Below are 18,739 nucleotides of genomic sequence, written 5' to 3' on the forward strand. Positions count from 1 at the left end.
CAGCGGGTGACGCTGTCTCATCAGCAACGCGCGATTACTGCGCGGTCTTCACCGGGTGATCGGGCTTCTTGTCGTTACCGGCAATGTACGGGCTCCACGGCTGCGCACGCACTGGCTGATCGGTCTGCCACACCACGCTGAACTGGCCGTTCTCTTCCACTTCGCCAATCATGACCGGCTTATGCAGATGATGGTTGGTCTGGTCCATGGTCAGGGTAAAGCCATCCGGCGCTTTAAAGGTCTGACCGGCCATCGCCGCGCGCACCTTGTCCACATCCGTCGTGCCCGCTTTTTCCACTGCCTGCGCCCACATATGAATGCCGACATAAGTCGCTTCCATAGGGTCGTTGGTCACGACGGTGGCGGCGTTCGGCAGGTTGTGAGCTTTGGCGTAAGCGCGGTAATCGGCGACGAATTTCGCGTTGGTCGGATTATCGATCGACTCGAAATAGTTCCAGGCCGCTAACTGGCCCACCAGCGGTTTGGTGTCGATACCGCGCAGCTCCTCTTCGCCCACGGAGAAGGCGACCACCGGAATATCCGTGGCTTTGATGCCCTGGTTCGCCAGCTCTTTGTAGAACGGTACGTTGGAGTCGCCGTTAATGGTCGAAACCACCGCGGTTTTACCGCCTGCCGCAAACTTTTTGATGTTGGAGACAATGGTCTGGTAGTCGCTATAACCAAACGGCGTGTAGACCTCTTCGATATCTTTGTCGGCCACGCCTTTGCTGTGCAGGAAGGCGCGCAGGATCTTGTTGGTGGTGCGCGGATAGACGTAGTCGGTGCCCAGCAGGAAGAAGCGTTTTGCGCTGCCACCATCTTCGCTCATCAGGTACTCTACGGCCGGAATCGCCTGCTGGTTAGGCGCAGCGCCGGTATAGAAGACGTTGGGTGACATCTCTTCACCTTCATACTGCACCGGATAGAACAGCAGGCCGTTCAGCTCTTCAAACACCGGCAGCACCGATTTGCGCGACACCGAGGTCCAGCAGCCAAATACCACCGCCGCTTTATCCTGCGTCAGCAGCTGCCGCGCTTTCTCGGCAAACAGCGGCCAGTTAGAGGCGGGATCGACCACCACCGGCTCCAGCTTTTTCCCCAGCACGCCGCCTTTGGCGTTGATCTCATCAATGGTCATCAGCGCCACATCTTTCAGCGGCGTTTCAGAAATCGCCATGGTGCCCGAGAGCGAATGCATGATCCCCACTTTGATGGTGTCAGCCGCCTGCGCACTCCAGGCAAAACCCATACTGACAACGGTAGCGGAGAGGGCGAAAGCTTTGATCAACGAACGTCTTTTCATCATTTAAACCCCTGAGTGGTTGTTATGTTATTCGGTGAGCTGGAGCCGGGCCTGCTGGAGGCGGTGCAGGGTGATTTTCCTGACCTCCGCCTTACTGACGGCGATGTGATCGGTCAGGATGCGTTGCGCCTCGCCTGTCTGCTGCTTGAAAATCGCCTGTAAAATTTCGGCATGTTCCTGATAGGTCGCACAGATGCGGTCGTCGCGGGTGAAGTCGAGCCGACGGATAATGCGGATCTTCTCGGTGAGTTCGGCGTGAATGCGCGCCATCTCCGGGTTGCCTGCGGCCGCAACCAGCGCCATGTGAAACGCTTCGTCATGTTGCGATACCACCAGACCTTCGGTGAGCGCCTCCGCCTCACACCAGAATTGATTCAGTTCGTGTAACAGCGCGGCACACTGTGGCGCGGGCAGGGCGCAGAGGCGTTTTACCGCCTCGCACTCCAGCACGGTGCGCAGGTCATAGAGCGATTCGAACCAGGCGAAATCGAAGTTTTTAATCTGCCAGCCGCTGCGGAACCACACTTCGACAAAGCCTTCGCGCTCCAGCCGGAACAGCGCCTGGCGCACCGGCGTGCGGCTGACCGCCATCCGTCCGGCGATTTCGCTTTCGCTGAACCGGTCGCCCGGCATCAGGCGAAAGGCGAAAATATCGGCCTTCAGCGCCTGATAGACCCGTTCGGCCAGTGCTTCCGGGCGCGCTTTAGGGGATTGAGGTTGGGTTGTCATCAGCGCTCCTTATTCCAGCCACAGCAGGTTATCGCCAGGGCTGACCGGGCGGCCCGCCTGACAGGCGATCCGCGTTACCCGACCAGCCTGCGGCGCGACAATCGCCAGCTCCATCTTCATCGCCTCGACGATTATCAGCGTCTGTCCGGCGCTGACCTCATCGCCCGGCTGTACCAGCACTTTCCAGATGTTGCCATTGAGATCCGCCTGCACCGCCAGCCCGGCTTCCTCCTCCGCGCTGACGCTGGCCTGCGCCTCTTCCGCCGCTGGCGCGTTCTGTTCTTCCTGCGCCCAGAGCTGCACTTCCTTTTCAAAGGCGGTGGCCTGGCGCTGGCGGAACGCGGCAATCTCAACGGCGTGGTCGGCGAGGAACTGCTGGTGGGCGGCAAAATCAAACTGCGTCTCTTCAATACGCAGGCTGGCGCGACCTTCACGGAAATCTTCGCGCAGCTGGTTCAGCTCGGTTTCACTCACCGGATAGAAGCGCACCTGATCGAAGAAGCGCAGCAGCCACGGCGCATCGGCCGCGAACTGCGGATTTTTCAGGAAGGTATTCCAGATGGGCAGCGTGCGGCCCACCAGCTGATAACCGCCGGGTGAATCCATGCCGTAGATGCACATGTACATGCCGCCGATACCGACGGTGCCTTCGGCGGTAAAGGTGCGTGCCGGACTGTATTTGGAACTCAGCAGGCGATGGCGCGGATCGATCGGGACGGCGCAGGGCGCGCCGAGGTAGACATCGCCCAGCCCCAGCACCAGATAGCTGGCGTCGAACAGGGTGTCGCGCACCTCATCGCGGCTGCTTAAGCCGTTGATGCGCTGGATAAAGTCCACATTGTTTGGCAGCCAGGGCGCACTGGCACGCACCGTCTCCTGATAGCGGCTGACCGCACCCAGCGTGGCGCTGTCTTCAAACGCCATCGGCATCCATACCACGCGTGACGGGACTTTCAGCGTGCTGACATCGCCCAGCGTCGCCTCCAGCGCCAGCAGTAGTGACATCAGCGCGGACTGATGAATGATGCGGCTGTCGTAGCGCACCTGCAGTGAGCGCACGCCCGGCGACAGCTCCTCCACGCCTGGCTCCGCCTGCGCCGTCAGCGCATTCATCAGCAGGTGCACGCGCAGACGCAGCGCCAGATCCAGCACGTTATCGCCATACTCAATCAGCACATATTTGTCGCCCGCCTGGCGATAGACCACTTTCGGCGTGCTGCCGGTGGCCTCAATGGCGGCCAGAATCGTGGCGGAGCCGTGGGCGGTTTCGGCCAGCGACGGCACGGCAAAGGTCGGTGGATGTTCCGGCCGCAGGGTTTCAATCAGGTGCATCTGCGCTTTTTCCCGCGCCAGCGCATCGTCTGCTGTAATCGGGTGGAAGCGGATGGTGTCGCCAGGTTTGACCTGGCCCACTTTCCACAGCTCGGCTTTGGCGATGGTCACCGGACAGACAAAACCGCCGAGGCTCGGGCCGTCGTGCGTCAGAATCACCGGGAAGTCGCCGGTGAAATTGACCGCGCCGATAGCATATTCACAGTCGTGAACGTTAGAGGGATGCAGGCCCGCTTCGCCGCCGTTGGCGCGGGTCCAGGTCGGTTTTGGGCCGACCAGCCGCACGCCGAGACGGTTGGAGTTGTAGTGCACCTGCCAGTCGCTGGCGAAGAACTCGTCGATGGCGGCCTGGGTGAAGAAATCTGGTGCGCCGTGCGGGCCATAGAGCACGCCGATGCGCCATTCGGTGCCGTAGTGCGGGATCAGCGCCGCATCGAGCGGCTGCGGGTCGCTGACCGGGGCTGGCGTGGTGCAGGCTGCCCGTTCAGGCCGGGAGATCGCCAGCATATCGGCAACCCGCAGAGTACGACCGGCGTGACCGCCAAACTGTCCCAGCGAAAAGGTGCTGCGGCTGCCCAGATATTCCGGCACGTCGAAGCCGTTGCGCACCGCCAGATAGCTGCGGCAGCCGTGGCGGGCGCGTCCCAGTGCCAGAGTCTGTCCCGCTTTCACCGTCAGCGGCTGCCAGTCGCTGACCGGTTCGCCATCAAGCGTGGCGTCGCAGTCCGCGCCGGTCAGGGCCACAATAGCATCACAGTGGAAACGCAGCGTCGGTCCCTGCAGGGTAAACTCCAGGCCTGCGGCCGACTCATGGTTACCGACGATGCGGTTCGCCAGCCGGAACGCGAAGTCATCCATCGGGCCGGAAGGCGGCACGCCGATATCCCAGTAGCCGAGGCGGCCAGGATAGTCCTGAACCGAACTGAAGGTACCGGGTTGCAGCACTTCCACCACGGAGGCGGCAGGGACAACGCTGTCGAGATAGCGCGTCCAGACGTTGCCGCTGCGAAAGGCGTCGCTGCTGGTGATCTGGCGCAGATAGTCGAGGTTGGTGGCGATGCCATGCAACTGAGTCGCATCCAGCGCATGGTGAAGTTTTTCCAGCGCCGCATCACGGGTGTCGGCATGCACAATCAGCTTGGCGATCATCGGGTCGTAGAAGCTGGAGACCTCGCTGCCGGTTTCGATGCCGCTGTCGACCCGCACGCCGTCCGGGAAGGTGACACCGGTTAACAGGCCGGGGCTGGGCTGAAAGTTCTTCAGCGGATCTTCCGCGTAGAGCCGCACTTCAATGGCCGCGCCCTGCGGAGCCTGCTGCAGACGTGACCAGTCCACGGCATCGCCCGCCGCCACCTGCAACATGCACTCCACCAGATCGAGTCCGGTGACGCATTCGGTGACCGGATGCTCCACCTGCAGGCGGGTGTTCACTTCGAGAAAGTAAAAGGCCTGCTGGCTGACGTCGTAGATATACTCCACGGTGCCTGCGCTGCGGTAGTTCACCCGCTCGCCGAGCCGCACTGCCGAGGCGAGCAGGGCGTCACGCGTGGCCTGCGAGAGGCCGGGCGCAGGCGTCTCTTCCACCACCTTCTGATTGCGGCGCTGCAGTGAGCAGTCACGCTCGCCCAGCGCCACCACTTTGCCTTTGCCGTCACCAAAAATCTGCACCTCAACGTGGCGGGCGCGATCGATACAGCGCTCCAGAAACACGCCTGCATCACTGAAGAACTGCTCGCCAAGACGGCGCACGCTCTCCCAGGCGCTGGCGAGCGCCCCGGCGTCGGCGCAGCGCGTCAGGCCAATGCCACCACCACCCGCCGTGCTTTTCAGCATCACCGGATAGCCAATCTTATCGGCTGCCTGCAGCGCCTCTTCCAGCGAAGCAAGCAGCGGTGTGCCTGGCGTCATCGGGACACCCGCACTGGCTGCCAGCTCACGGGCGCGGTGCTTCAGGCCGAACTCACCAATCTGCTGCGCGGTGGGGCCGATAAAAGCGATACCCGCCGCGTCGCAGGCTTCGGCAAACGGCTGACTTTCGGAAAGAAAACCATAGCCGGGCCAGATCGCCTGCGCGCCGCTCTGCTGAGCCGCCGCCAGAATTTTGTCGATGCGCAGATAGCTGTCGCTGGCTTTCTCGCCGCCCAGCGCGATAGCGATATCCGCCTGCTTTACGTGCTGCGCGTTGCGGTCAGCGTCGGAATAGACCGCGACGCTTTTCACGCCGAGGCGCTTCAGGGTGCGGATGGCGCGACAGGCAATTTCGCCGCGGTTGGCAATCAGTACGGTAGTGAACATGATCAGTGACTCCCCTGTGATGCCAGCCAGTTGCGCCAGCCGCCCGTCTCAGTGATTTCCAGCGCGCTCTTCAGCGCTGAGCCTTCGCAGATAAAGCCTTTAACAATGCGGCCATCGGCCAGTGTCAGGCTGCCGATACCCAGCGGGGCGGGGATCTCCGCCACAAACTCGCCAAAGCGCGCGACCGGGATATCCCACAGCTCCACGGTGATCGCCGCACCCTGATCGTCACGCATCAGGCCGGGCTTTTTGATCGCGCCCTCCAGCAGGGCGAACAGGCGATAGTGTGGCGCGGTCTTCGTCTCTTCGACCCAGACGGCATTGCGTTCGGTGAGCTGGAAATTAAGCGGCATGCCGGTGAGGTGCGCGCCGACTACCGCCAGCCGGACATGGCCGGGTGAGACGGGCAGCGTGGCGCGCCGGGTCGGGCACGGCAGGCCGGTCGCGCCCAGCGGCAGAGCGAGCTGCTGCTGCCAGCGAATGCCAAACTCAGCCAGCGCGCGATCGTGCCAGGCTGGTGCAATCAGCGTGATGCCTGCCGGGAGATCGTCGTTGCGGAACGGCGCGGGCAGCGCCAGGGCAGAGAGGTCGGCGAGATTCGTGAAGTTGGTATAGGTGCCGAACTGCGAATTGAAGTGAATCGGCTCCTGCTTCATCTCCTCAAGGGTGTGGATAGTAGGCGAGGTTGGCACCACCAGCGCATCAAACTTTGCCAGCGTATCCTGAATCTGGCGCGTCAGTTCGGCCCGCAGATACTCGGCTTTATAGGCATCGACCGCGCTGTATTTCAGGCCACTGGCGACGATCTCATGTACCACCGGGTCCATTTCCGCCGGGCGATCGAGCATTCCACCTACCGCTGCGGTGCGTTCAGCGACCCAGGCGCCGTAATAGAGCTGTTCAGCCAGTTTCCGGAATGGGGTGAAGTCGATAGGGTGCAGCGTCGCGCCGCCCGCCTGTAATCCTTCCAGTGCCTGATCCCATGCCGCTTCGGCGGCAGCATCATCAAAAAACTCCGGGTTCGCCGGGACAGCAAAATGGGGATGAACCGGCAGGCTGGCCGGAGCGGTGCGCGGATTCACTCGCGAATAAGCATCACCGGCGTCATAGCCACCCATGACGCTGGCAACGCTAAACGCATCTTCTGCCGTCAGCGCAAAGACCGAAATGGTGTCGTTGAGGCGACAGGCGGGCACTACGCCGCGTGCAGAGAACCAGCCTTTGGTCGGCTTCAGTCCGACAATATTGTTGAAACCCGCCGGTACGCGGCCCGAACCGGCGGTATCGGTGCCGAGTGAAAAGGCGACCAGCCCGCGCGCCAGCACCGACGCGGAGCCGGAGCTGGAGCCGCCACTGACGTAATCCGCGTCAAAGGTATTACTGACCGCACCAAACGGCGAGCGGGTGCCGACCAGACCGGTCGCGAACTGATCGAGATTGGTTTTGCCGATGACGACTGCGCCAGCGGCTTTCAGCCGGGCGACGGCAACCGCATCTTCGCTGGCGGTATAGGTAAAGGCGGGGCAGGCGGCACTGGTCGGCCAGCCCGCCACATCGATGTTGTCTTTAACGGCGAAAGGCACACCAAACAGCGGCAGTGAGCCGGGGTCGCGCTGGTAGTCCGCCAGCAGCGGTTCAATCTGTGCCGCTAACTGTTCCGGCGTCGCCAGATAGATCCAGGCATTATCACGGGTGTCGAGAGCCGCCAGGTGTGCGCTCAGCAGTGCGCTAATCTGTTGCGGAGCCTGCTGATAGCGCTGTTGCCAGGCGGAAAGCGTCAGGCCGATAGTTGAAGTCATAGGAAGAATTCCAGCTGGTATACAAGATGGAATTCAACAGAGCAAAGGCTGTGCCACTTTTTTAACGCGATGATTCAACAGTTTAATAGGTTCGGTGATAAGATTTTCTGATGATAATTTGCACAATCACGGCGCGCACGCTGAGCGATGACGGTGCGTTTAATGTCTGTGTGCGTAAATTTTGTGAAGAACATGGCAAGAGTCCGATGGCCCGGTTAGCATGAATACTGTCTGGCAACTCGCCGGCCCCAGCAACAGAGGAGATTTACGTGGTGAAGTGGCGTAACTGGATGATAGGGATCTGCCTGGCCGGAACGGCCAGCAGCGCATGGGCCGATTCGATTGATCAACAACGGCAACGTTATCAACAAATTAAACAGGCCTGGGACAGTAACCAGATGGCCACCGTGGATCAGCTGCTGCCTACGCTACAGGACTATCCGCTCTATCCTTATCTGCAATATCGTCTGCTGGCTCAGGATCTCGATCAGGAAACTACCCTGGCCGTACAGAATTTTATTCGCCAGTATCCGACGTTGCCACCGGCCCGATCGCTCAGCACCCGCTTTATCAACGTGCTGGCTTACCGACAGGACTGGCAGGGCGTGCTGAACTTCAGCCCGACCGAACCCAAGCCGGTGCAGGCGCGCTGTAACTGGTATTACGCCAAATGGGCCACCGGTCAGCAGCAGGCCGCGTTTGACGGCGCGAAGCAGATCTGGCTGCGCGGCACGGCGCTGCCCGCGGACTGCGATAAGCTCTTCTCTGTCTGGCAGGCTTCCGGTCAGATTTCGCCTATTACTATCCTGGAACGTATCCGGCTGGCAATGAAAGCCGGCAACGACAGCCTGGTGAGCTATCTGGCGAAAACGCTGCCTGCCGATTATCAGACCATGTCTGACGCGATACAGACCCTGCAGCAGGACCCGTTAACGGTCAGTTCATTTGCCAGCGCCGTCGGACCAACCGACTTCACCCGCCAGGCCACGATTTACGCCTTTACGCGTGTGGCGCGGCAGGACATTGAAAATGCCCGTAGCCTGATTCCGATTCTGGTCCGGGCGCAGAAGATGGGACCGGAAGATGAGCAGGCGCTGAAGGAGATTGTGGTCTGGCGCATGATGGGCAGCGATCTCACCTCTGAGCAGTCGCGCTGGCGCGATGCGGTGGTGATGAACAGTGAATCTACCGCGCTGGTGGAACGCCGGGTGCGACTGGCGCTCTCTCAGCATGACCGACGCGGCCTGAACACCTGGATCGCCCGTCTGCCGCTGGAAGCCAAAGAGAAAGATGAGTGGCAATACTGGCAGGCCGATCTGCTGTTTGAGAAAGATCGTAAAGAGGAAGCCGAAGAGATCCTGCGCAAGCTGATGAAGGAGCGTGGCTTCTATCCCATGGTGGCGGCACAGCGGCTGGGCGTTGACTACCCGTTGCAGATTGATGAAGCGCCGAAGCCTGACAGCGCCACTATTCAGGGACCAGAACTGGCCCGCGTTCGCGAGCTGATGTACTGGGGGCTGGATAACCTGGCACGCAGCGAGTGGAGCAATCTGATCGGCAGCCGGACGCACACGCAGCAGCAGATGCTGGCGCGCTACGCCAATGAGCAGGACTGGTGGGATCTTAGCGTACAGGCGACGATCACCGCCAAAATGTGGGACAGCCTGAAAGAGCGTTTCCCGCTGGCGTGGCAGAGCGTCTATGAGCGCAACACCGAGGTGAAGCAGATTCCGCCAAGCTATGCGATGGCGATTTCGCGTCAGGAGAGCGCCTGGAACCCGAAAGCACGTTCACCGGTCGGTGCCAGTGGTCTGATGCAGATTATGCCTGCTACGGCGGCGCATACTGTGAAGATGTACAACATTCCTGGCTACAGTAACACCAGCCAGCTGCTTGATCCGGAAACCAATATCCAGATCGGCACGCAGTATCTGGAGTATGTCTATCAGCAGTTCAACCAGAACCGGATCTTCGCCTCTGCGGCCTACAACGCCGGCCCTGGCCGGGTGCGAAGCTGGCTGAAAACCAGTGCGGGCAATCTCGACGCCGTGGCATTTATCGAGACCATTCCGTTCTCTGAAACGCGCGGCTACGTGAAGAGTGTGCTGGCGTATGACGCCTACTATCGTTACTTCATGGGCAAGCCTGACAAGATCCTGTCAGATGCTGAGTGGAATCGCCGTTACTAGCTGTGCTAAGCTTCCGTACTCTTTAGTGAGTACGGAAGCCTCTTCATGACCCATCCTGATTCTCCCTCTACCGATGCACATCCGGCAGAAGATAGCTGGCAGCGCTTTGTCGTGCTGATGCAGCAGGCCTTTGCTGATGGCCATGCACTGCCCCTGATGCAGCTGATGATGACGCCCGATGAGCGGGAAGCTTTTGGCACCCGTCTGCGGATTATCGAAGAGTTAATGAACGGCGAGATGAGCCAGCGCGAGCTTAAAAATGAGCTCGGCGTCGGCATCGCGACGATTACCCGTGGATCGAATAGCCTTAAAGAGGCGCCGCCGGAGCTGAAACGCTGGCTGGAAGCGCATCTCAGACGCGCCTGATTACTGCTGATAGAGCGGATGGACGAACGGGCAGAGCGCCAGAATCAGTGCCTGATGATAGACACTGGAGCGGCTGAGCAGGCCGTTCGTGAACGCCCCGATTGCGCCACCCTTGTGTTTGATATTGTCGATGCCGGTTAACCGCGCCATCTCTTCGCCGAGTTCGCGGCCTTCACGCAGACCCGCCAGCACCACCGGCGGCAGGGTAAAACTGGCCGATCGCGATTCGCCGCGCTGCTTCTGATTTTCCACCACCATCCAGGCAAACGCGCTGTCATCTTCGATGCCCGCCTCAATGGCCACCCAGAACGCCGCTTCAGGCCGGACCTGCCGGGCATTCATCACGCGCTGACGTGCGCCCGTTCGCGTTTCGAGATGGGTTAACGGTTGTGCTGCAACGCCGCTATCGACCTCGACCCCTTCAATATGGCAGGATCCCTCGCCGAAAACGTCGCTGAAAGCCTGAGCAATCGCGTTAATCTTCGCTGGGTTGGTTGTGGCTGCGACAACATGGTACATAATTGATTGAACCCTCAGGTGATTAAGTGCCTGGCCCATCGCGCTGTCTGTGTCCGGAATGCCTGCAACAAGGACGCCTGATGGGACAGTGTCTAAAGCGATTTTTGTCGCAGTATAACGGAAACTAACATGTTACAGGTCTATCTTGTTCGTCACGGTGAAACGGTATGGAATGCGGAACGACGCATTCAGGGTCAGTCCGACAGTCCGCTGACGGAAAAAGGTGAGCAACAAGCCTGGCAGGTGGGTGAGCGCGTGAAGCATCTGGGCATCACGCATATTATTGCCAGCGATCTGGGGCGTACGCGCCGCACCGCCGAGATTATCGCGGATGCCTGCGGTTGCTCAGTGACGCTTGATGCGCGGTTGCGTGAGCTGAATATGGGGGTGCTGGAAAAGCGCCCGCTTGATGGCTTAACGGCTGAAGAAGAGCAGTGGCGCGCCGCGCTGGTCAACGGCACCGAAGGCGGCCGTATTCCTGAAGGGGAGTCGATGACGGAGATGGCGACGCGTATGCATGCCGCGCTGAATACCTGTCTCGATCTGCCTGCTGGCAGTCGTCCGCTGCTGGTCAGCCACGGTATGGCGCTGGGATCGCTGGTCAGTACGATTCTGGGTCTGCCCGCCTATGCGGAACGTCGCCTGCGTCTGCGCAACTGCTCACTTTCGCGGGTCGATTATCAGGAGAGTGCCTGGCTGGCAAAAGGCTGGATTGTGGAGATGGCGGGGGATATTTCTCATCTGGATGCGCCTTCGCTCGACGAGCTGCAGCGCTGATTGCGTTAAAGCTGCCGTCGCGATGACGGCAGCTTTAAAATTAGCTGGCTTCGGCCTGCTGGCGGCGAATCGGAATCAGATATTCGCAGCGGATCTCAGTCGGTGGCTCAGCGAGCTTTTTACCGCCATGGGTATAGAAGCGTTCGATATCCTGTCCCTCACGACGGGTCAGCCCCAGCGTCGGCATACAGGTGCCGTAGAGCAGCAGGATAAATTCCTGCAGATTGACGCGCGGACCGGTGTAGGTGAACTGCACGTAATCGCCCGCTTCCAGAATAACGTTCTGGCCGGAATGCAGATTGGCCGCGCTGTCAGCAGGTACCGCAGTAGTGTAGAGAATCTCCTGCTCGTCATCTTTATCCTGGCTGGCTCGCACCTGATGCAGGCCATACAGCACCGGTGGCACCGTGTCGGTCTCCAGCAGGAACTGCTTCCAGAAGTGCATACGCATTTCGTCGCGGTAGCTGGAAATCTGCTCCAGAATACAGGTGTAGCTCTGGGTTTGTCCTACCAGCACTGTTTCCGGCAGGGTGACGTAAGCCGGTTCCGGCTGCGTCTCATCGTCCAGACGAATCGGGGGACGAATACCGAACGAGTTCCATTCGGAAGAGCGACGATACCAGGCTGGTGTCTGAGCAAACTGTTTCTTGAATGCGCGAGTAAAAGTTTGTTGTGAATCAAAACGATACTGAAGTGCGATGTCCAGAATCGGGCGGCTGGTCAGGCGCAGCGCCACGGCGGCCTTAGACAGACGACGGGCACGGATATAGGCGCCGATTGCGTGTCCGGTCACGTCTTTGAACATCCTCTGTAAATGCCATTTAGAGTAACCGGCTTTCTGGGCAACGTTGTCCAGTGAAAGGGGTTGATCCAGATGGCTCTCCAGCCAGACAAGCAAATCGCGAATGATACCGGCTTGGTCCATAAAACATCCTCATACTCTGGTGGTACAGCTAAAAGCATTCGAAGAATATTAGCACTCATTGCTCAAAAGACGTGGGCCGTTTCTCGGGGAAGGTTGTGCTAAATCAGTACGGGCTAAAACCCGTTTTGGTTTGGTCATTGATTCGATTAACAGTACATTACATTCTCATCTATTCCATTTGCAATGGTAACTCCATGACAATAAGTCGTCTTATGATCGCTGCGCTGACCACGCTGACCTTTTCCAGCCCGCTGTTTGCCGAACAGATTGGCTCTGTTGATACGGTGTTCAAGATATTCGGGCCTGACCACAAGATTGTTGTTGAAGCGTTCGATGACCCGGACGTTAAAAATGTAACCTGTTATATCAGCCGGGCGAAAACCGGGGGTATCAAAGGCGGACTGGGTCTGGCAGAAGATACCTCTGATGCCGCCATTTCCTGTCAGCAGGTGGGGCCGGTCGAACTGAGTGATAAAATTGCGCAGGGCAAAGCGGAGGGGGAAGTGGTATTCCGCCAGCGCACCTCTTTAATCTTCAAGAAGCTGCAGGTTGTACGCTTCTTCGACAAAAAGCGCAACGCTCTGGTGTACCTGACTTACTCCGATAAAGTGGTCGATGGCTCTCCGAAAAATGCGCTCAGCGCCGTGCCGATTATGCCGTGGCATTAACGCTGCCGTCATAATGAGGACAAAAAAAACGCCCGCAGGGGCGTTTTTTATTCGCTGCATCTGGCACTGCTTATTCGTGCAGGTCGCCGCAGAAGCGATAACCTTCACCATGAATGGTGGCGATGATCTCTGGCGTGTCCGGTGTGGATTCGAAATGCTTGCGAATACGACGGATGGTGACATCGACGGTGCGATCGTGTGGCTTGAGGTCGCGGCCGGTCATTTTCTTCAGCAGATCAGCACGGGTCTGAATCTTGCCCGGGTTTTCGCAGAAGTGCAGCATGGCGCGGAACTCACTGCGTGGCAGTTTGTAATGCTCGCCATTGGGATTGATCAGTGAGCGGCTATTGATATCCAGCTCCCAGCCATTGAATTTGTAGCTTTCTACCTGACGGCGCTCTTCACCTGGCATCGCCAGATTCATGGTGCGCGACAGCAGGTTACGGGCACGAATAGTCAGCTCACGCGGATTAAACGGTTTAGTGATGTAGTCGTCGGCGCCAATTTCCAGACCAAGAATTTTATCGACTTCGTTGTCACGGCCGGTCAGGAACATCAGGGCGACATTGGCCTGCTCACGCAGTTCACGGGCCAGCAACAGGCCGTTTTTACCGGGCAGGTTGATGTCCATGATGACCAGGTTAACGTCATTGTCGGTCAGCACCTGATGCATTTCAGCACCATCAGTCGCCTCATACACCACATAACCTTCCGCCTCAAAAATACTCTTGAGGGTATTACGCGTGACCAGTTCGTCTTCAACGATAAGAATGTGCGGGGTCTGCATGTTTAGCTACCTAAAATTTGCCAACAAATTGAAAACAGGGCGTACAGCGGTATGGCGTTCTCCATCATCGAGAGCGGTGGGCCGCGCAGAACCGTTGTACGAAATCATATTTTGATAAGCCATCTATCAACGTCAACAACAGTATTAGCTCAGCCAGTCAGGATGAAAATTGCATGCCCCGGGCGTTAATGATTATGGCGCATATCCTAACTGTATTAACAGCAACCTAACAGCACCAACTACAACCGATAAGCATAAAAACAACGCTTCGTTGACTTATATCAAATGCAATTGTAGCACGTTAACACTTTTGTGAAAAACTTCTCGCAGATTGCCTGTTTAGCTCACAAAAAGCACCATTTTCGTTACATTTTTAATGCAGGCAAGCCAAAATAAAACCCGCTGGAAATCACATTCTATCCCGTTGAAGTTAAATGAATAAATAATGTTTTCTTTAATAAGCATGGTTTCAGTGATAAAAAGATTCGGGCCATGAGTTTTACCCGGTTTTAACATCGTTAACACAAGATTTTCTTATTAGCTTCTGACGCCTGAATCATTAACAGCCATGTTAATATGGCGTTATGTAAATGGACCAATGGAATAAATATGCTTTTTCCCCTGATTCTCGTCTCGCCCGCGCGGCCAGAAAATATCGGCGCTGCGGCGCGTGCCATGAAAACCATGGGATTCAGCCAGCTTCGCATTGTTGCCAGCGACGCCTGGCAGGATCCCGCTGCACGTCGGGTGGCGCATGGTGCTGGCGAGATTCTCGATAACGTTCAGACCTTTGAAACCCTGGCCGACGCGTTAGCAGATATCGATTTTTCGGTGGCGACCACCGCGCGCAGCCGGGCAAAGTTTCGCTACTATGCCACACCGGAGCAGGTTGAAACGCAGCTACTGGAGAAGCGCCAGTGGGTCAACAGTATGGCGCTGGTGTTTGGCCGGGAAGATAGCGGACTGACCAATGAGGAGCTGGAGCAGGTTGACCTGCTGACCGGCATCCCGATGGCGAATGACTATCCCTCACTGAATCTCGGTCAGGCGGTAATGGTTTACTGTTACCAGCTATCGAAGCTGAATCAGGTTGAGGCACCCGTCGCGTCGGCTGCCGATGGGCAGCAGCTGCAGGCGCTGCGTCAGCGTTTCCATCAGCTGCTGGCGCAACTGGAGGTCAGTGATGATGAGAAGCTGTCAGACTGGATCGATCAGCGCGTGGGCCTGCTGGAACAGCGCGACAGTGCGATGCTGCATCGTCTGCTGCACGATATTGAAAAAAAACTCACAGATAAATCCTCGGCAAAAAGCTGATTTTATAGCAACAGATCGCAGGGAATTTCTGCATCGCAAACGATCGAACACCGTTTCCCGGTTTCACCGGTGGCTGTGCGCAGTGGTTGAAATCTGTCCGCCGGACAAATCGGGTTGACTTAACGTGCGCTTTGCTTTACTTCTGGAAGCAAGACGGACAGACAAAAACAGACAGAAAATAAATCTAAATGCGTAAAATCAGCCTGAACACCACAATTATTACCACCACCATTACCCCAGGTAACGGTGCGGGCTGACGCATACAGGAAAAACAGAAAAAAAGCCCGCACCTAACCAGTGCGGGCTTTTTTTTCGGCTTAAATTCAGGAGAGTTTATATCATGCGAGTGCTGAAATTCGGCGGGACCTCGGTAGCGAATGCGGAGCGTTTTCTTCGCGTCGCTGACATTCTGGAAAGTAATGCGCAACAAGGACAGGTTGCAACCGTGCTCTCTGCGCCAGCAAAGATCACTAACCATCTGGTGGCGATGATTGAAAAAACCATCAGTGGTCAGGATGCTCTGCCGAATATCAGCGACGCCGAGCGCATCTTCAGCGAGCTGCTACAGGGACTGGCTGACGCACAGCCGGGCTTTGATTTTGATCGACTTAAAACCCGCGTAGACCTGGAGTTTGCGCAACTGAAGCAGGTCCTGCACGGCATCAGCCTGCTGGGACAGTGCCCGGACAGCGTTAACGCGGCGATTATCTGTCGCGGTGAGAAGCTCTCGATTGCGATCATGGAAGCGCTGTTGCAGGCACGCGGCCATGAAGTCAGCGTGATCGATCCAGTGGAGAAACTGCTGGCGATTGGTCACTACCTCGAATCCACGGTTGATATCGCCGAATCAACCCGTCGCATCGAAGCGAGCCAGATCCCACCGCAGAACATGATCCTGATGGCTGGCTTTACGGCGGGTAACGAGCGTGGCGAGCTGGTGGTGCTGGGCCGTAACGGTTCAGACTATTCAGCCGCCGTGCTGGCCGCCTGTCTGCGGGCCGACTGCTGTGAAATCTGGACTGATGTGGATGGCGTCTATACCTGCGATCCGCGTCAGGTGCCGGATGCGCGTCTGCTGAAGTCGATGTCCTATCAGGAGGCGATGGAGCTTTCCTATTTCGGCGCCAAAGTGCTGCATCCCCGCACCATCGCGCCGATTGCCCAGTTCCAGATCCCTTGCCTGATCAAAAATACTGCCAATCCACAGGCACCCGGCACCCTGATTGGAGCCGAAGGTGAACAGGATGAAAGTCCGGTAAAAGGCATCACCAACCTGAATAATATGGCGATGGTCAACGTCTCCGGTCCCGGCATGAAAGGGATGGTCGGAATGGCGGCCAGAGTCTTTGCGGCGATGTCGCGCACCGGTATCTCAGTGGTGCTCATCACCCAATCCTCTTCCGAATACAGCATCAGTTTCTGCGTGCCACAGAGCGAGCTGGCGCGGGCGCGTCATGTGCTGGAAGAAGAGTTCTATCTGGAGCTGAAAGATGGCCTGCTGGATCCGCTGGATATCATTGAAAACCTGGCGGTGATCTCGGTTGTGGGCGATGGCATGCGCACCCTGCGCGGCATCTCAGCCAAGTTCTTCTCGGCGCTGGCGCGCGCCAATATCAACATCGTGGCGATTGCGCAGGGCTCCTCAGAGCGTTCAATCTCGGTCGTGGTGAACAATGACGAAGTGATCACCGGCGTGCGTGTAGTGCATCAGATGCTGTTCGCCACCGATCAGGTCATCGAAGTGTTTGTGGTCGGCGTGGGCGGAGTCGGCGGTGCGCTGCTGGATCAGTTGCATCGTCAGCAGGCGTGGCTGAAGAAAAAGCATATCGACCTGCGTGTCTGCGGCATCGCTAACTCGCATGCGCTGTTAACCCACGTCCACGGCATCGATTTAAGCAACTGGCAGTCGGCATTAGCCGAAGCGAAAGAGCCGTTTAATCTGGGCCGTCTGACTCGTCTGGTGAAAGAGTATCATCTGCTCAACCCGGTGATTGTGGATTGTACTTCCAGCCAGGCAGTTGCCGATCAGTATGCGGATTTCCTCAGCGAAGGCTTCCACGTGGTGACGCCGAATAAAAAGGCTAACACCTCCTCCTGGAATTACTATCAGCAGATGCGCGCCGCTGCCGCCAAATCGCGTCGTAAATTCCTCTATGATACCAACGTCGGTGCCGGACTGCCGGTCATCGAAAACCTGCAGAATCTGATGAACGCGGGTGATGAACTGCTGCGCTTCTCCGGTATCCTCTCTGGCTCGCTGTCGTTTATTTTCGGCAAGCTGGATGAAGGGGTTTCGCTGTCGCAGGCCACTAACATGGCGCGTGAGATGGGCTTCACCGAGCCCGATCCGCGTGACGATCTCGCCGGCACCGATGTGGCGCGTAAGCTGCTGATCCTGGCACGTGAAGCAGGTCATCAGCTGGAGCTGAGCGATATTGAGATCGAGCCGCTGCTGCCCGCCAGCCTGACCGAAATCCAGGATGTTGAGCAGTTTATGCAGCGTCTGCCAGAACTGGATAACGCCTTTGCCGACCGCGTTGCACAGGCGCAGAATGAGGGCAAGGTTCTGCGCTACGTTGGCGTGATCGAAGAGGGTGGCGTCTGCAAAGTGAAGATCGACGCCGTTGACGGCAACGATCCGCTCTATAAAGTGAAAAACGGTGAGAACGCCCTGGCGTTTTACAGCCGCTACTATCAACCGATTCCGCTGGTGCTGCGCGGATACGGTGCAGGAAATGATGTCACAGCGGCCGGTGTCTTTGCCGACCTGCTGCGTACGCTGTCATGGAAGTTGGGAGTTTAATCATGGTAAAAATTTACGCACCAGCCTCGATTGGCAACGTCAGCGTCGGCTTCGATGTGCTGGGCGCGGCGGTATCGCCGGTAGATGGCTCCCTGCTGGGTGACTGCGTCTCCGTGGAAGCGGCAGAGCAGTTTTCACTGACCAACGCCGGACGTTTTGTCAGTAAGCTGCCCGCCGATCCCAAAGAGAATATCGTTTATCAGTGCTGGCAGCTTTTCTGCGAGGCGGTAGGCAAAGAGATCCCGGTGGCGATGACCCTGGAGAAGAATATGCCCATCGGCTCCGGTCTGGGTTCCAGCGCCTGCTCGGTAGTGGCCGGTTTAATGGCGATGAACGAGTTTTGCGGCAAGCCACTCAGCGACAGCACGTTACTGACGCTGATGGGCGAGCTGGAAGGACGGATCTCCGGCAGCGTGCATTATGATAATGTCGCTCCCTGTTTCCTCGGTGGCATTCAACTGATGCTGCAGGAAAATGACATCATCAGCCAGGCGGTGCCGGGCTTTGACGACTGGCTGTGGGTGATGGCCTATCCGGGCATTAAAGTGTCAACCGCAGAAGCGCGCGCCATTTTACCGGCGCAGTACCGCAAAGAGGACTGCATCAAGCATGGCCGTTTGCTGGCCGGCTTCATTCACGCCTGCCATACGCGTCAGCCGCAGCTGGCAGCTAAACTTATGCAGGATGTGATTGCCGAACCTTACCGGACCCGGCTGCTGCCAGGCTTTGCCGAGGCGCGGCAGGCCGCTAAAGATATTGGCGCGCTGGCGTGCGGTATCTCCGGCTCTGGTCCGACACTTTTCGCCGTTTGCAATCAGATGGAAACGGCACAGCGGATGGCTGACTGGCTGAGCCAGCACTATCTGCAAAATGATGAAGGCTTCGTCCATATCTGCCGTCTCGACACGGCTGGCGCACGACAATTGGGATAAC

At 57.9% G+C, this 18,739-nt stretch carries 15 protein-coding genes and 1 other annotated feature; of the genes, 8 read left to right on the forward strand and 7 right to left on the reverse strand.

The window, feature by feature from the left end; genetic code table 11:
- Window positions 1–34: 34 nt before the first annotated feature.
- Genes urtA through atzF form a run of 4 tightly spaced genes read right to left on the reverse strand, consistent with a single transcriptional unit; the run spans window position 35 to window position 7,458 of the window.
- On the reverse strand, window positions 35–1,303 hold the full coding sequence (gene urtA, locus ACN1CO_RS12685; RefSeq protein WP_031292851.1) for an urea ABC transporter substrate-binding protein: 1,269 nt from the start codon (window positions 1,301–1,303) through the stop codon (window positions 35–37).
- Window positions 1,304–1,330: 27 nt separating this feature from the next.
- Window positions 1,331–2,032, reverse strand: a complete 702-nt coding sequence (locus ACN1CO_RS12690; RefSeq protein ID WP_419139240.1) for a GntR family transcriptional regulator — start codon at window positions 2,030–2,032, stop codon at window positions 1,331–1,333.
- A gap of 9 nt (window positions 2,033–2,041) precedes the next feature.
- Window positions 2,042–5,659, reverse strand: a complete 3,618-nt coding sequence (gene uca, locus ACN1CO_RS12695) for an urea carboxylase (protein ID WP_419139241.1) — start codon at window positions 5,657–5,659, stop codon at window positions 2,042–2,044.
- Window positions 5,660–5,661: 2 nt separating this feature from the next.
- Window positions 5,662–7,458 (reverse strand): allophanate hydrolase, encoded by a 1,797-nt coding sequence (atzF, locus tag ACN1CO_RS12700; RefSeq protein ID WP_419139242.1) that lies wholly within the window; start codon window positions 7,456–7,458, stop codon window positions 5,662–5,664.
- Window positions 7,459–7,727: 269 nt separating this feature from the next.
- On the opposite strand from atzF, the gene sltY reads away from it, so the two are divergent.
- Window positions 7,728–9,647: a murein transglycosylase gene (gene sltY, locus ACN1CO_RS12705; protein ID WP_419139243.1), complete on the forward strand. Its 1,920-nt coding sequence runs from the start codon at window positions 7,728–7,730 to the stop codon at window positions 9,645–9,647.
- Between the two features lie 45 nt (window positions 9,648–9,692).
- Window positions 9,693–10,013 (forward strand): trp operon repressor, encoded by a 321-nt coding sequence (gene trpR / locus ACN1CO_RS12710; protein ID WP_419139244.1) that lies wholly within the window; start codon window positions 9,693–9,695, stop codon window positions 10,011–10,013.
- Here trpR and yjjX read toward each other — a convergent pair whose 3' ends face one another.
- Window positions 10,014–10,532, reverse strand: a complete 519-nt coding sequence (gene yjjX, locus ACN1CO_RS12715) for an inosine/xanthosine triphosphatase (RefSeq protein ID WP_419139245.1) — start codon at window positions 10,530–10,532, stop codon at window positions 10,014–10,016.
- Window positions 10,533–10,661: 129 nt separating this feature from the next.
- Here yjjX and gpmB point away from each other — a divergent pair, with 129 nt between their 5' ends.
- Window positions 10,662–11,309 carry a 2,3-diphosphoglycerate-dependent phosphoglycerate mutase GpmB gene (gpmB, locus tag ACN1CO_RS12720; protein ID WP_419139246.1) on the forward strand — a complete coding sequence of 216 codons (648 nt, stop codon included), beginning with the start codon at window positions 10,662–10,664 and terminating at the stop codon, window positions 11,307–11,309.
- Window positions 11,310–11,349: 40 nt separating this feature from the next.
- Here the strand turns inward: gpmB and robA are convergent, their stop codons facing one another.
- Window positions 11,350–12,234 carry an MDR efflux pump AcrAB transcriptional activator RobA gene (gene robA / locus ACN1CO_RS12725; protein WP_419139247.1) on the reverse strand — a complete coding sequence of 295 codons (885 nt, stop codon included), beginning with the start codon at window positions 12,232–12,234 and terminating at the stop codon, window positions 11,350–11,352.
- Between the two features lie 194 nt (window positions 12,235–12,428).
- Between robA and creA the strand changes: the two genes are divergently transcribed.
- Window positions 12,429–12,902 (forward strand): protein CreA, encoded by a 474-nt coding sequence (gene creA, locus ACN1CO_RS12730; RefSeq protein ID WP_090964162.1) that lies wholly within the window; start codon window positions 12,429–12,431, stop codon window positions 12,900–12,902.
- A gap of 70 nt (window positions 12,903–12,972) precedes the next feature.
- Here the strand turns inward: creA and arcA are convergent, their stop codons facing one another.
- A complete protein-coding gene (gene arcA, locus ACN1CO_RS12735) occupies window positions 12,973–13,689 on the reverse strand; it encodes a two-component system response regulator ArcA (protein ID WP_009092239.1) in 717 nt (238 codons plus the stop codon).
- Between the two features lie 609 nt (window positions 13,690–14,298).
- Here arcA and ACN1CO_RS12740 point away from each other — a divergent pair.
- The 4 genes from ACN1CO_RS12740 (at window position 14,299) to thrB (ending at window position 18,738) form a co-directional block, all read left to right on the forward strand.
- Window positions 14,299–15,003 carry a tRNA/rRNA methyltransferase gene (locus tag ACN1CO_RS12740; RefSeq protein ID WP_419139248.1) on the forward strand — a complete coding sequence of 235 codons (705 nt, stop codon included), beginning with the start codon at window positions 14,299–14,301 and terminating at the stop codon, window positions 15,001–15,003.
- 188 nt (window positions 15,004–15,191) lie between these two features.
- Window positions 15,192–15,260, forward strand: a complete 69-nt coding sequence (gene thrL / locus ACN1CO_RS12745; RefSeq protein ID WP_090964490.1) for a thr operon leader peptide — start codon at window positions 15,192–15,194, stop codon at window positions 15,258–15,260.
- Window positions 15,199–15,317 (forward strand) — a sequence feature (Thr leader region). (Overlaps the previous gene by 62 nt.)
- Window positions 15,318–15,343: 26 nt before the next feature.
- The gene (gene thrA, locus ACN1CO_RS12750; protein ID WP_419139249.1) at window positions 15,344–17,806 is read left to right on the forward strand and encodes a bifunctional aspartate kinase/homoserine dehydrogenase I; all 2,463 of its coding nucleotides are present in this window, start codon (window positions 15,344–15,346) and stop codon (window positions 17,804–17,806) included.
- 2 nt (window positions 17,807–17,808) lie between these two features.
- Entirely contained in the window at window positions 17,809–18,738 is a 930-nt protein-coding gene (gene thrB, locus ACN1CO_RS12755) for a homoserine kinase (protein WP_283546301.1), read from the forward strand.
- Window position 18,739 lies beyond the last annotated feature (1 nt).

It is taken from the genome of Pantoea sp. R13S299, assembly GCF_048515925.1.
Taxonomy (GTDB): domain Bacteria; phylum Pseudomonadota; class Gammaproteobacteria; order Enterobacterales; family Enterobacteriaceae; genus Pantoea.